Source organism: Kitasatospora sp. NPDC087861, from assembly GCF_044742585.1.
Lineage (GTDB): Bacteria > Actinomycetota > Actinomycetes > Streptomycetales > Streptomycetaceae > Kitasatospora.
Genome location: NZ_JBIUUS010000027.1, coordinates 1 through 13,125 on the forward strand (window position 1 = coordinate 1; position 13,125 = coordinate 13,125).

11 protein-coding genes are annotated in these 13,125 nt (G+C 71.9%); 5 read left to right on the forward strand and 6 right to left on the reverse strand.

Translation table 11 applies throughout. From position 1 onward, the window contains the following. Positions 1-160: 160 nt before the first annotated feature. Entirely contained in the window at positions 161-1,609 is a 1,449-nt protein-coding gene (locus ACIOJE_RS30495; RefSeq protein ID WP_400780606.1) for a glyceraldehyde-3-phosphate dehydrogenase, read from the reverse strand. 277 nt (positions 1,610-1,886) lie between these two features. On the opposite strand from ACIOJE_RS30495, the gene ACIOJE_RS30500 reads away from it, so the two are divergent. The 3 genes from ACIOJE_RS30500 to ACIOJE_RS30510 all read left to right on the forward strand — a co-directional run bounded on the left by ACIOJE_RS30500 (position 1,887) and on the right by ACIOJE_RS30510 (position 5,998). Further along, positions 1,887-2,366 (forward strand): GreA/GreB family elongation factor, encoded by a 480-nt coding sequence (locus ACIOJE_RS30500; RefSeq protein WP_400780609.1) that lies wholly within the window; start codon positions 1,887-1,889, stop codon positions 2,364-2,366. A 330-nt stretch (positions 2,367-2,696) separates the two neighbouring features. Next, positions 2,697-3,572 carry a formate dehydrogenase accessory sulfurtransferase FdhD gene (fdhD, locus tag ACIOJE_RS30505; protein ID WP_280684651.1) on the forward strand — a complete coding sequence of 292 codons (876 nt, stop codon included), beginning with the start codon at positions 2,697-2,699 and terminating at the stop codon, positions 3,570-3,572. Between the two features lie 155 nt (positions 3,573-3,727). Then, complete coding sequence (locus ACIOJE_RS30510; RefSeq protein WP_400780685.1) at positions 3,728-5,998, forward strand: FdhF/YdeP family oxidoreductase; 2,271 nt, start codon at positions 3,728-3,730, stop codon at positions 5,996-5,998. 16 nt (positions 5,999-6,014) lie between these two features. On the opposite strand, the gene ACIOJE_RS30515 is transcribed toward ACIOJE_RS30510, so the two are convergent. After that, complete coding sequence (locus tag ACIOJE_RS30515) at positions 6,015-7,325, reverse strand: YhgE/Pip domain-containing protein (RefSeq protein ID WP_400780613.1); 1,311 nt, start codon at positions 7,323-7,325, stop codon at positions 6,015-6,017. Between the two features lie 161 nt (positions 7,326-7,486). On the opposite strand from ACIOJE_RS30515, the gene ACIOJE_RS30520 reads away from it, so the two are divergent. Then, entirely contained in the window at positions 7,487-7,645 is a 159-nt protein-coding gene (locus ACIOJE_RS30520) for an AAA-associated domain-containing protein (RefSeq protein ID WP_280684653.1), read from the forward strand. Between the two features lie 330 nt (positions 7,646-7,975). On the opposite strand, the gene ACIOJE_RS30525 is transcribed toward ACIOJE_RS30520, so the two are convergent. The 4 genes from ACIOJE_RS30525 to ACIOJE_RS30540 all read right to left on the reverse strand — a co-directional run bounded on the left by ACIOJE_RS30525 (position 7,976) and on the right by ACIOJE_RS30540 (position 12,463). Continuing rightward, the gene (locus tag ACIOJE_RS30525; protein WP_280684654.1) at positions 7,976-9,013 is read right to left on the reverse strand and encodes an isocitrate/isopropylmalate dehydrogenase family protein; all 1,038 of its coding nucleotides are present in this window, start codon (positions 9,011-9,013) and stop codon (positions 7,976-7,978) included. A 141-nt stretch (positions 9,014-9,154) separates the two neighbouring features. Beyond that, a complete protein-coding gene (gene leuD, locus ACIOJE_RS30530) occupies positions 9,155-9,793 on the reverse strand; it encodes a 3-isopropylmalate dehydratase small subunit (RefSeq protein ID WP_280684655.1) in 639 nt (212 codons plus the stop codon). A gap of 76 nt (positions 9,794-9,869) precedes the next feature. Then, positions 9,870-11,270, reverse strand: coding sequence for a 3-isopropylmalate dehydratase large subunit (leuC, locus tag ACIOJE_RS30535; protein WP_280684656.1), 1,401 nt, complete (start codon positions 11,268-11,270; stop codon positions 9,870-9,872). Further along, a complete protein-coding gene (locus tag ACIOJE_RS30540; protein WP_400780617.1) occupies positions 11,270-12,463 on the reverse strand; it encodes a LeuA family protein in 1,194 nt (397 codons plus the stop codon). Before ACIOJE_RS30540 ends, leuC begins: the two co-directional genes overlap by 1 nt. A 300-nt stretch (positions 12,464-12,763) precedes the next feature. Between ACIOJE_RS30540 and ACIOJE_RS30545 the strand changes: the two genes are divergently transcribed. Continuing rightward, the gene (locus ACIOJE_RS30545) at positions 12,764-13,102 is read left to right on the forward strand and encodes a hydroxyisourate hydrolase (RefSeq protein WP_280684658.1); all 339 of its coding nucleotides are present in this window, start codon (positions 12,764-12,766) and stop codon (positions 13,100-13,102) included. Positions 13,103-13,125 lie beyond the last annotated feature (23 nt).

A 13,125-nucleotide genomic window follows, 5' to 3' on the forward strand; every position in this document is an offset into this window, starting at 1 on the left:
CACCCCCCCCGCCTGCCCCTGCGGGGGGGACCCCCCCCCCTCGTGCTGGGCGGGGGGGGGGGGGGGGGGGGGGGGCGCCGGGGGGGGGGGCGGCCGGGGGGGGGGGGGGGGCCCCCCCCCGGGCCCCCCCCCCCGCCGCCGGACAGTCCCTGGCCGAGGATCAGACCGCCGGGGCCGGGGCCGGGTACGTCGGGAACTCGACGCCCGAGACGTACTGGACGACCCGGATGACCTGGCAGGAGTAGCCGAACTCGTTGTCGTACCACAGGTAGAGGATCGCGTTGTCGCCCTCGACCTTGGTGGCGCCGGCATCGACGATCGAGGCGTGGCGCGAGCCGATGAAGTCGCTGGAGACCGCGTCGGGCGAGTCGATGAAGTCGATCTGGCGCTTCAGCGGCGAGGTCAGCGAGACGTCGCGCAGGTAGTCCAGGACCTCCTCGCGGTTGGTCTCGCGGGCCAGCTGCAGGTTGAGGATGGCGATCGAGACGTCCGGCACGGGGACGCGGATCGAGCTGCCGGTGATCTTCGCCTTGAGGTCCGGGAGGGCCTTGGCGACGGCCGAGGCGGCGCCGGTCTCGGTGATCACCATGTTGAGCGGTGCCGAGCGGCCGCGACGGTCGGCCTTGTGGTAGTTGTCCAGCAGGTTCTGGTCGTTGGTGAACGAGTGGACGGTCTCCACGTGCCCGCGCAGCACGCCGTACTCGTCCTCCATCGCCTTGAGCGGCGGGACGATGGCGTTGGTGGTGCAGGAGGCGCAGGACAGGATCTGCTCGTCGGGCTTGATCATGTCGTGGTTGACGCCGTGGACGATGTTCGGGACGTCGCCCTTGCCCGGCGCGGTCAGCACGACCTTGGCGATGCCGGGGCGCAGGTGCTTGGACAGGCCCTCGCGGTCGCGCCAGCGGCCGGTGTTGTCGATCAGGATGGCGTCCTTGATCCCGTACTCCGTGTAGTCGACCTTGGTCGGGTCGTCGGAGTAGATCACGGTGATCTCGTTGCCGTTGGCGATGATCTTGTTGTTCGCCTCGTCGACGGTGATCGTGCCCTGGAACTGGCCGTGGATGGAGTCGCGGCGCAGCAGCGAGGCGCGCTTCACCAGGTCGTCGCCGCCGCCGTCGCGCACGACGATGGCCTTCAGGCGCAGGCCGTTGCCGGAGGCCTTCTCGATCAGTAGGCGGGCGACCAGGCGGCCGATCCGGCCGAAGCCGTAGAGGACGACGTCACGGGCGTCACGGCGCTCCAGCTTGTTCTCGCCGGTGGCACCGGCGACGGCCTGGGCGGTGAACTCCTCGACCGACAGGCCGCGGTCGTCGGCCCGGTAGGTCGCGGCCAGCATGCCGATGTCGATCTGGGAGGGGCCGAGGTCCAGGGTGGTCAGCGCACTCAGGAAGGGCATCGTCTCGGTGACCGAGAGCTCCTCGCCGGCTATCTGGCGGGCGAAGCGGTGCGTCTTCAGAATGCTGACCACCGACTTGTTCACCAGGGACCGGCTGTGCAGCAGGACGGTGACGTCCCGCTCGCGGTGCAGTCGCCCGATGATCGGGATCATCGACTCCGCGATCTCCTCGCGGTTCTTCCAGTCCGTGAACACGTCGTCGTTGACAGTCACAAGTCCATCTTTCGAGCTGAGGGTGTTGCGCACATGGTAGCTTCGCCCGCCCCCGCCCCTACGGCCAGGTCCCACCCCGCCCGACCACCCCCACCCCCCGGACCTGCACCTTCATCCCCGCCACCCCCCGCGCCGGGCCCGGGAGCGTGATCACCGCCACCCCGCCGGCCCGGTCCCGGGAGGACGGCGGAGCCGAGGATTTGCCGGGGTGTCGGGGCGGTGGGGTAATGGAGGCGACGGGTGCTTGACCGGATGACCGACGATCCCGGGAGCAGCTATGACGGACGGTCCCGAGCCCATCAGCGCCGAGGCCCTGCGGGCGTTGCAGGGGGAGTTGGCGCAGTTGCGGGCCGAGCGGGAGAGGGTGCTGGGGACGCTGCGCGGGGAGGAACCGGTGGGTGACCGGGCCGACGCCGCGGACGAGCTGCAGCGGGCCGACCAGGTCGCGCGGCTGGACCTGCGGATCGCCGAGGTCGAGGGGCGGATCCGCGAGGGGGCGGTCGCCGGAGCGCCGTCCACGGAGGTGGTGGGGGTGGGTTCCACCGTCGCCGTGCGGTTCGCGGACGGGGTGGAGGAGACCGTGGAGATCTCGGAGGTCGCCGAGGAGAGCGAGCTGACCCTGGTGACCGCCGACAGCCCGCTCGGGCGGGCGCTGCTGGGGCGCCACGCCGGGGAGACGGTCGGGTACGAGACGCCCGGCGGCCCGGCGAGCGCGGTCGTCGTCTCGGTCGGCAACGGCGGTGCCCGGACGGCGTAGCGGCGGCGGCCGCCCACATCCTCACCGGCCTCACCCTGGGCGCGCCTGAAGTCGTCCACGACCGCCCGCGCGCACACCCGCTGGCCGGCCCTCTCGTCGGCCGCGATGTTCTCGGTCCGCCTGGTCGGGCTGGTGCCCGGCCTGCTGCTGGCCGGTCCTGCTGCTGGCTGCCGGCCACCGGCTTCGCGACCGGGCTGGTCTTCCCGGCCGTCCCGGCCGCGCACAGCCGCCGCCACCTGCCGCGCGGGGTGGTCGTGCGAGGGGCGAGGATTCACCCGTAAGGTCCGCATCGCCGCAACAGCACGACCGACACGACCGAGGAGCCAGCCGATGGGCCGAGTGACCGTACCCCGCAGGGTGCTGCGGCTGCGGGGCGGCGTGCCCTCGCACCGCCCCGACACCCTGGCCGCCGAGGAGCCGATGGAGATCCGGGTCGGCGGGCGCCCGCTGACGGTGACCATGCGCACCCCCGGCGGGGACTTCGACCTCGCGGCCGGGTTCCTGGTGAGCGAGGGCGTGCTGCACCGTGCCGACGAGGTGGCCGGGATCCGGTACTGCGCCGGCGCCACGGCCGACGGCGGCAACACCTACAACGTGGTGGACGTCGCGCTCGCCCCCGGGGTGGCCGCCCCCGACGCCTCGCTGGAGCGCAACTTCTACACCACCTCCTCCTGCGGCCTCTGCGGCAAGGCGAGCCTGGACGCGGTACGCACCACCGCGGCCTGGACCGTCGCCGAGGACCGGCTGCGCGTCTCCCCGCACCTGCTATCCGCCCTGCCCGACCGGCTGCGCGCGGCCCAGAAGGTCTTCGACAGCACCGGCGGCCTGCACGCGGCCGGCCTGTTCGACGCGGACGGCCGGCTGCTCTGCCTGCGCGAGGACGTCGGCCGCCACAACGCCGTGGACAAGGTCGTCGGCCACGCGCTGCGAGAGGGCCTGCTGCCGCTGCGCGAGACGGTGCTGATGGTGAGCGGCCGGGCCTCCTTCGAGCTGGTCCAGAAGGCCGTGATGGCGGGGATCCCGCTGCTGGCGGCGGTCTCCGCGCCGTCCTCGCTGGCCGTGGACCTCGCCGAGGAGAGCGGGCTGACCCTGGTCGGCTTCCTGCGCGGCGACTCGATGAACGTCTACACCGGCGCCGACCGGATCGACACCGCCGACCAGCCGGGCGACACCGACCGCGCGCCCGGCCCGGCTCGCACGGTGTGATCGGCGGGCGTAGCGTCGGGTCCGGGCGCCGGGTGTCCGCCGACCATCGAGCCCCATCCGAGCGACGGAAGGCGAGCGCCGTGAACTCCCCCGACCACCGTGCGCCGAACGAGCCCGGGCAGGACGACCGCGCGCCGGACCGGACCGAGCCGGCCGTGGGCCCCGCCCCCACCGCGCCGCCGCAGTTCGCGCCGTACCACCACCCGGCCGCCGGCTGGGGCGCCGCGAAGAGCGTGACCCGGTTCCTGGTGCGCGAGGGCGCGTACGTGGACGGGCCGCGGGCGATCATGCGGATGAACCACGAGAACGACGGCTTCGACTGCCCCGGGTGCGCCTGGCCGGACGACACCAAGGGCCTGCACCTGGACATCTGCGAGAACGGCATCAAGCACGTCACCTGGGAGATGACCCGCAAGCGGGTCGGCCGCGAGTTCTTCGCCACCCACTCGGTGACCGAGCTGTCCGAGTGGAGCGACTTCGCGCTGGAGGACCAGGGCCGCCTCACCGAGCCGATGGTGTACGACGCCGCCTCGGACCACTACGTCCCGATCCGTTGGCGGGACGCCTTCGACCTGGTCGGCCGCACCCTGCGCGACCTGGACGACCCGAACCGGGCCGCCTTCTACACCTCCGGCCGGCTCGGCAACGAGGCGACGTTCCTCTACCAGCTGATGGCCCGCGAACTGGGCACCAACAACCTGCCGGACTGCTCCAACATGTGCCACGAGGCCAGCGGACGCGCCCTGGAGGCCTCGCTGGGCACCGAGAAGGGCACCGTCGACCTCAAGGACTGGGAGGTCACCGACGCGCTGTTCATCATGGGCGTCAACGTGGCCTCCAACGCCCCCCGGATGCTCACCGCGCTCTCCGCGGCGTACCGCCGCGGCGCGCAGATCGTGCACATCAACCCGCTGGTCGAGGCGGCCGCCACCCGCACCATCGTCCCGCACGACTTCGTGGACATGGCGCTGTTCAAGTCCACCAGGACCAGCACGCTGAACCTGCAGCCGCGCATCGGCGGCGACATGGCACTGCTGCGCGGCATGGCGAAGGCGATCCTGGAACAGTCCACGACCGACGAGAAGGCGCTGGACCAGCTGTTCATCGGCCGGCACACCACCGGGTTCGAGGCCTACCGCGCCCTGTGCGAGGCCACGCCGTGGGAGGAGATCGAGCGGCAGAGCGGCCTCGACCGGGCCCAGGTCCTCAAGGCCGCGCGGGTCTACCGCGACGCCGACCGTTCGATCTTCAGCTGGTGCCTGGGCGTCACCCAGCACGAGCACGGCGTGGACACCGTGCGGGAGATCGTCAACCTCCTGCTGCTGCGCGGCAACCTGGGCCGCGAGGGGGCCGGGCCGTCGCCGGTGCGCGGGCACAGCAACGTGCAGGGCAACCGCACCTGCGGCATCGACCACCGCCCCTCCCCGGAGTTCCTGGACCGCCTCGCCGAGGTCTGCGCGATCGACCCGCCGCGCGCGCACGGCCTGGACACCGTGAACGCCATCGAGGCGATGCGGCGCGGCGAGGTGAAGGTCTTCGTCGGCATGGGCGGCAACTTCGCGCTCGCCGCGCCCGACACGCCCGCCACCTACGAGGCTTTGCGCGGCTGCGAGTTGACCGTCCAGGTGAGCACCAAGCTGAACCGCAGCCACCTGGTGCACGGCCGCCGGGCGCTGATCCTGCCCTGTCTGGGCCGCACCGAGAAGGACCACCAGCGCGGCGGGCTGCAGAGCACCTCGGTCGAGGACTCGATGAGCATGGTGCACCTGTCCGTCGGCATGAAGCGCCCGGCCTCGCCGCACCTGCTCTCCGAACCCGCCATCGTCGCCGGGATGGCGCGCGCGGCACTGCCGGACAGCGAGACGCCGTGGGAGTGGTACATCGAGGACTACGACCGCATCCGCGACACCATGTCCCAGGCCCTGGACGGCTTCGAGGACTTCAACCGCCGGGTGCGGCTGCCGCTCGGGTTCCGGATCAAGCAGCCGGCCCGCGAGCTGGTCTTCCTCACCCCCTCCGGGCAGGCCGAGTTCTCCGCTGCCCCGCTGCCCGACGTCGTCCCCGCCCCGGGCACCCTGGCGCTGGGCACCATGCGCTCCCACGACCAGTGGAACACCACCATCTACTCCGACAACGACCGCTACCGGGGCGTGAAGAACCTGCGCACGCTGGTCTTCCTGAACGCGGACGACATGCGCGAGCGCGGCATCGCCGAGTTCGACCCGGTCGACATCACCAGCACCGCGAAGGACGGCAGCACCCGCACCCTGAACGGCTACCTGGCGATCCCGTACGAGATCCCGCGCGGCTGCGCGGCCGGTTACATGCCCGAGATGAACGTGCTGTGCGCGCTCGGCGACTACAGCACCCAGAGCGACCAGCCGATCATGAAGCACCTCAAGGTCACCGTCACCGCGTCCGCCTGAAACGGCTCCCCGGCGCTCACTCGGGCTGCGGCGTCCAGCGGTGCAGGCCCTTGCGGTCGTAGTAGCGGGTCATCGCGAAGCCGAAGGCCAGCGCGAGCACCACGGCGATCGCGATCATGGTCCAGGCCCTGGCCAGACCCGCGTCCGCCCGGGCGTCGAAGAACAGGATCGCCCGGATGCCGTCGCTGAGCTGGCGCATCGGCTCGAACAGGCCGAGGAAGCGGTAGAACCCGGGCACCGCCTGGAGCGGGATGGTCGCCCCCGAGGAGGGCAGTGCCAGCGCGATGAAGACGAACATGGACACCAGCTGCCCGATCCCGCCGAGCGCCGCGTTGATCGCCTGCACCCCGAGGCCGACGGCGAGGCTGGCGCAGTAGGCGAACACCCAGAGCAGGACCTGGTGCGGGGCGTCCATGCCGAGGACGGCGACCGAGCAGATCATCACCAGGGTGGTGGTGAGCAGCATGATCCCCGCCGTCATGACCATCTTCAGCAGCAGGGTCTGGGTGCGGGTGATCGGGACGGTCGGGCGCCGGGTGTGCCAGGGGCCGATCTCGCTGTCGCTGTAGCCGAGCGCGGTGTCGACGCCGTTGTGGATGATGTTGCCGCCGACGAAGCCGGTCAGCACGGCCAGCAGGGTGTAGTAGAAGGCGCTCAGGCCGAGCCCGCTGTGGGTGCCGATCGGGTGGCCGACCCGGGTGGTGACGGCGATCGGGTCGGCCAGCAGCAGCCGTGCGGTGGCGGTGGCGGTGGCGCCCGTTCCGGTGCCCGGGCGGCTCGCCGGCGGCGCGGCCGCGGTCAGCTCCTTGCCGATCGTCAGGGAGGCCTGGTGGGCGGCGGACTGGGTGATCTGGGAGGCCAGCGAGGAGCCGAGGCTGCCGAGGCCGGGGTTGGTCAGCACCGTCAGGGTGGGCCGTTCGGTCGCCCGGCCGGTGGTCAGCGCCGCCACGTCGGCGGTGAACCCCGGCGGGACGAGCAGCGCGCCGTAGACCTTCCCGGAGGAGAGCTGGTCCATGGCCTCGTCCTGGCCGACCTGCCGCCAGTCGACGGTGCCGCCGGGCGTCTGGGCGACGACCTCCCGGCTCAGCCGCGCGCCCAGGCTCTCCGACCGGCCCGACGGGGGCGGGCCCTGATCCTCGTTCACCAGGGCGATCGGGAGCCGGTGCAGATGCCCGGTCGGGTTCAGGATGCCACCCATGTAGAGCAGCGAGAGCACCACGGCCACCAGGCCGCACAGGACGCCGGGAACGAGCCACAGTTTCGCGCGACGGGCGAGCACGAGGGCCCGCGCCTGCCGGGGACCGCCCTGGGAGCCTGCGGAGGCCATGCCACCCCTCGGATTCGGGCGCAACCTGGTGCTGCTGCCGATGCGGTGGGAAGTCGTTCCGTGGCGGCCGGACGGCCAAACCCGCGTCACCCGATCCGCCGCGCCGCGCCCCCGCCCGGGGCGCCGGGGCGCCGGGCACCGGAGGCCGGCCCGGCACCGCCGTGCGCGCCGGCTTCTTCCGCGACCTGCTCGCCCACCACTACACCGGCGAACAGGTCGACCGGCAGCTGGAGACCGCCACCGACTGGGGCCGCCACGCCGGGCTGTTCGGCTACGACGCCGCCCTCCGTGAGTACCGGCTCGACGAGGAGTCGGCCTGAAGTCCGTCAGGCCCGGCCGGTGGCCGGGCGGCGGCGGGCGGTGCGGACGGCGCGGGCGAACGGCCGCTCCGCCCTCGAACCCGGTGCTATCCGGCCGGGCGCGGGCGCCGATAGCGGGCCGATGGCCGGGGGTGCCAGGCTTCAGCCATCCTTTCAGCCGCTGCCGACCGGCCGCCGTCCAGGAGTTGGAGTCCGTACGAGATGACCGAGCACACCGCGTTCCGTACCACCGTCAACGGATCGTACGAGCACAACCCCTGGGGCTGAAAGCCGACCGCCGTGGTCGGTGGGGCGACCACGGCGGCGGTGGAGGGTGGGGGCCGGTGGTCGTCAGCCCGCGGAGAGGGCAGCCCGGACCGCGGCGCCGGCCTGCCGGGTGCTGAGGGTGCCGCCGAGGTCCGGGGTGCACGCACCGTCGCCGACGGCCGTGCCGACGGCCAGCTGGACCGCCTTCGCCTCGGCGGGCCAGCCCAGGCGCTCCAGCATGAGCGCGGAGCTGAGGATGGCGCCGAAGGGGTTGCCGATGCCCTGGCCGGCGATGTCGGGCGCGCTGCCGTGCACCGGCTCGTAGAGGCCGAACCCGGTGACCGGGTTGATGTTGGCGGAGGCCGCGTTGCCCAGGCCGCCGGCCAGCATCGCCGCCAGGTCGCTGAGGATGTCGCCGTAGGAGTTGTTGGTGACGATGACGTCGAACTGCGACGGGTCGGAGATCAGCTTCATCGCGGCGGCGTCGACGTAGAGGTGGGTGGAGCTGATGCCGGGGTGCTTCGCGGCGTTCTCCTGGAAGACCCGCTGCCACACCTGCCCGCCGTGCCGGACGGCGTTGGACTTGTCGACCATGCAGACGCCGCGCTCGGCGATCGAGTACGCGTACTCCATCACCCGTGAGACGCCCATGTAGGTGCTGACGTCCGCGTCGATGGCCATCTCGTGCACGGTGTTGCCGCGCAGCACACCGCCGATGTCGGTGTAGAGGCCCTCGGTGTTCTCGCGGACGATCACGGCGTCGATACCGCGGGTCCGCTCGTCGCGCAGCGGGCTCAGCCGCTCCTGCAGCAGCGTGGCGGGGCGGTGGTTGACGAAGAGGTCGAGGTCGAAGCGCAGGCGCAGCAGGACGCCGCGGCCGTAGTCCGAGGTCTTCACCCGGGGGTCGCCGATGGCGCCGAAGAGCACCGAGTCGCTCGCCTTGATCCGCTCGAAGTCCTCGTCGGACAGGGATACCCCGGTCCGCAGGTAGGTGTCGGCGTTGACGTGGTCGAGCACGTCGACCGTGAGGTCCAGGCCCAGCGATTCGATGGTCTGCAGGGCCTCCTGGGTCACCTCGGGGCCGATGCCGTCACCGGGGATGACGGTCACTGTCTTGGTCATGGGTCTCACCGTTTCTGGGGTGGGGCCGGCCGGTTGTGGGTCGGGCCGGCCGGGCCGGCCGGGGGTCGGGCAGGGTCGCCGCCTCGGCCCGGCGCTCGGGGGAGCTCGGGGGCGCTCGGTTCGGCACCGAGCGCGCCGACGTCAGGAGGCCCGGCGCTGCTTCGCCGCGTCCGGGGAGGAGAAGGCGCCGCGGGTGATGCTGGTCATCCAGGCCGGGCGCCGCTGCTCGAAGTCGGCGATCGCGTCGGCCTTGCGCAGGGTGACGTCGATGTCGTCGAGGCCGTTGAGCAGCAGCCAGCGCGCGCGGTGGTCCGCCTCGAACTCCCAGGTCCCGCCGTCGGTGGTGACGGTCAGCTGCTCCAGGTCGACGGTGATCTCGAACTTCGGGTCGGCCTGGGCGCGTTCGGCGAGCCCGGCGACGACGGGTACCGGCAGGGCGACGGCCAGCAGGCCGTTCTTCAGCGCGTTGCGCAGGAAGATGTCGCCGAAGCTGGTGGCGATGACGGCCCGGAAGCCCCAGTCACGCAGGGCCCACACGGCGTGCTCGCGGGAGCTGCCGGTGCCGAAGTTGTGGCCCGCCACCAGGACGCTCGCGTCCTGGTGCTCCGGCTGGTTCAGGACGAACCCGGGCTCCTTGCGCCAGTGCCCGAACAGGGTGTCGGCGTAGCCGGACTTGGTCAGCCGCTTGCAGAACTCGGCCGGGATGATCTGGTCGGTGTCGACGTCGTCCCGGGACAGTGCCACGGCCTGTCCGGTGTGCGTCGTGAGCGGCTCCCTCATGCCTCTTCCCCCTGGTGGTCGTTCCGGTCGTTCCGGTCGGTCAATCGGGCCGGGCGGGTGCGCCCGGTGGGCGCGGTCACAGCTCGGTCGGCGCGGCCAGGCGGCCGACCACGGCGGTGGCCGCGGCGACGACCGGCGACACCAGGTGGGTGCGGGCGTGGGTGCCCTGCCGGCCCTCGTAGTTGCGGTTGGAGGTGGACGCGACCCGCTGGATGCCCTGGAGGCGGTCGGCGTTGATGCCCATGCACATCGAGCAGCCGGAGAGCCGCCACTGCGCGCCGGCGTCGAGGAAGACCCGGTCCAGGCCCTCCTCCTCGGCCTGGGCCCGGACGGCCATCGACCCGGGGACGACGAGCATGGTGATCGTGTCGGCCACCTTGCGGCCGCGCAGCACGTCGGCCGCGGCCCGAAGATCCTCGATCCGGCCGTTGGTGCAGGAGCCGAGGAAGACCGTGTTGATCTCCACGTCGCGCAGCGCGACGTCCGGTTCGAGGCCCATGTACTCCAGGGCGCGGCGCGCGGCCTGCTGCTCGGCGGGGGTCTCGAAGGTCTCGGGCGCCGGCACCGCGCCGTCCAGCGGGACGGCCTGGCCGGGGTTGGTGCCCCAGGTGACGAACGGCTTGAGCCCGGTGACGTCCAGCTCGACCACCCGGTCGAAGGCGGCGCCCTCGTCGGTGCGCAGCGAACGCCAGTAGTCGACCGCCTCGTCCCAGTCGGCCTCGGCGGCCGGGTCCCAGCGCTCGCGCAGGTACGCCAGCGTGGTGTCGTCGGGGGCGATCAGGCCGGCCCGGGCGCCCGCCTCGATGGTCATGTTGCAGACCGTCATCCGCCCCTCCATGGAGAGGTTCTCGACGGCCTTGCCGCGGTACTCGATCGCGTACCCGTTGGCCCCGTTGGCGCCGATGTGCGCGATGAGCGCGAGGATCAGGTCCTTCGGGGTGACGTCGGCCGGCGGCTCGCCGACGAACTCGACGGACATCGTCCGGGGGCGCTGGAGCGCCAGCGTCTGGGTGGCGAGCACGTGCTCGACGTCGCTGGTGCCGACGCCGAAGGCGAGCGCCCCGAAGGCGCCGTGCGTCGAGGTGTGGCTGTCGCCGCACACCACCGTCATGCCGGGGCGGACGAAGCCCAGTTCGGGCGCCACGACGTGCACGATGCCCTGCCGGTCGTCGCCGAGCGAGAACAGCTCGATGCCCTGGTCCGCGCAGTTCTCGCGCAGCCGCTCCAGTTGCGCGCTGCCCATCGCGTCCTTGACCAGCAGCGTGTTGGTGGGCACGTTGTGGTCTTCGAGGGCGAGGGCGAGGTCGGGCCGGCGGACCCGGCGGCCGGCCAGCTGGAGGCCGTCGAAGGCCTGCGGGGAACTCGCCTCGTGGATCAGGTGCAGGTCGATGTAGAGCAGGTCGGGCTCGCCCGGTGCCTGGTCGACGATGTGGCTCTCCCAGACCTTCTCGATCAGGTTGCGCTCGGTGGTGCTCATCAGCCGGCCACCGCCATCTCGGTGGTGCGGCTCAGGCGCTCGGCGATGATCTCGCGCAGCTCGCCCAGTTCGATGCAGGTGCCGTCGGCACGGCCGGCTATGTAGGTGTCGTAGATCTCGTCGAGCAGGTCCCGCTCGGCGCCGAGACCCATCTGGTCGAACAGGTTGCGGACCACGCTGCGCCCGGAGTGCCGGCCGATGAGAATTCCCCGTTCCCGGCCGAAGCTGTGCGGTTCGACGTATTCGTAGGTCACCGGATTGCGCAGCATTCCGGCCTGGTGGATTCCGGCCTGGGTGGCGAAGGCGTTCTCGCCGAAAATGGCCTTGTTGCGCGGTGTCGACATTCCGATGATCCGGGCCATCAGCTGGTAGGCCTCGTAGAACTTCTCGGTGCGCAGCCGGCTGGTCAGGCCCAGCTGCTCGCCCTTGTAGAGCAGCACCGCGGCCAGCTCCTCCAGCGGGGTGTTGCCCGCGCGCTCGCCGATGCCGGCGATGGTGGCCTGCACCTCGTCGGCGCCCGCCGCGACGCCGGCCAGGGCGTTGGCGAGGGAGAGGCCGAGGTCCTGGTGGCAGTGGGTGGAGAGGATGATGTCGTCCGGGATCCAGGAGCGGACCCGCGCGACCTGGGCGCCGAACTCGGCCGGGATCAGGCAGCCGGTGGTGTCGGCGAGCGCCACCGTGCGGGCGCCCTCGGCGAGGCCGGCCTCGATCATCGGACGCAGCAGGTCGTCGCTGCCCCGGCTGGCGTCCTCGATGCCGAGCGTGATGTCGGTGAAGCCCAGCTCACGGGCGAACTTGATGCTGTCGACGATCTCGTGCAGGCCCTCGGCGCGGGTGAGGCCGCGCTTGTGCTCCAGGTGGACGTCGCTGCCGGTGGCCATGATCTGGACCTGGTGGCGCTCGACGCCGCCGGCCTCGGCGGCCAGCTCGATGTCGGAGCGGACCGCCCGGTTGAGGGTCGCCACCTTGGCGGTGGTGAGCGCTCCCGAGATCAGTCTGGTGGCCTCGAAGTCGCGCGGTGAGGAGCTCGGGAAGCCGGCCTCGATGGTGTCGACGCCGGTGGCCTCGATGGCGAGGGCCAGCTCCAGCTTCTGGTCGGGGTTCATCGCGTTGCCGGGGGCCTGTTCGCCGTCGCGCAGCGTCGAGTCGAATACGCGGAGCCGCCGTGCGGTGGGGACGGATTTCGAAGACATGGACTTTCCGCCTCTTTCGGGAACGCCGCCGGACGGCAACCGGACGGGAGGTCGCGGTGAGCGGCAGCGGATGATGGTGGCTGGCAGCGGTGACTTTACTGGGCGGGAATCACTGCCCGTCAAGACTTTTCGAACAAATAAGCATTCGATGGCGGCCCGATAGCGGCACCCCCAACAATAGGCTTGATGCGCCCTTTTCCCGATGCATCGTGTACTGAAGTAAGGAGTGATTTCCGTGGGAGATATCGCGGCCGAGGGACGCCCGCCGGCCCGGTTACCGCGCCCGGGGCGGGTGAGGTGATGGCGAGGGTCATCGTCGAAGCGCTGGACAGCGTCCACGGGCGCACCGCCGCCGGTCTCGACGCGAGACTGGAGTCGCTGGTCGACAACGAGTGGGTGCCCGTGGTCGAGCGGAGAACGGACGCGAGCGGCCGGATCGAGGAGTGGGGCGGTACGGACGGCGGGCGCGGCCTCTACCGGCTGGTGTTCGACGTCGACCGGTACTTCAGCGGGCTCGGCCTGTGCACCGTGCACCCCGAGGTGGCGGCCACCTTTCGGGTCGCCGACGGCGAGTCGGGACACCGGGTGAGCCTCACCCTGTCGCTGAACCACTATGCGGTGGCCTTCATCGCGGACTAGCCGCACCCTGAACAGCGCGCCCG

Excerpts from the sequence above, each read along its gene's own strand:
- ACIOJE_RS30500 (WP_400780609.1), top strand. The coding sequence starts at position 1,887 with ATGACGGACGGTCCCGAGCCCATCAGCGCCGAGGCCCTGCGGGCGTTG.
- ACIOJE_RS30540 (WP_400780617.1), bottom strand. The coding sequence starts at position 12,463 with ATGTCTTCGAAATCCGTCCCCACCGCACGGCGGCTCCGCGTATTCGAC.
- leuC (WP_280684656.1), bottom strand. The coding sequence starts at position 11,270 with ATGAGCACCACCGAGCGCAACCTGATCGAGAAGGTCTGGGAGAGCCAC.
- ACIOJE_RS30545 (WP_280684658.1), top strand. The coding sequence starts at position 12,764 with ATGGCGAGGGTCATCGTCGAAGCGCTGGACAGCGTCCACGGGCGCACC.
- ACIOJE_RS30515 (WP_400780613.1), bottom strand. The coding sequence starts at position 7,325 with ATGGCCTCCGCAGGCTCCCAGGGCGGTCCCCGGCAGGCGCGGGCCCTC.
- fdhD (WP_280684651.1), top strand. The coding sequence starts at position 2,697 with ATGGGCCGAGTGACCGTACCCCGCAGGGTGCTGCGGCTGCGGGGCGGC.
- leuD (WP_280684655.1), bottom strand. The coding sequence starts at position 9,793 with ATGAGGGAGCCGCTCACGACGCACACCGGACAGGCCGTGGCACTGTCC.
- ACIOJE_RS30525 (WP_280684654.1), bottom strand. The coding sequence starts at position 9,013 with ATGACCAAGACAGTGACCGTCATCCCCGGTGACGGCATCGGCCCCGAG.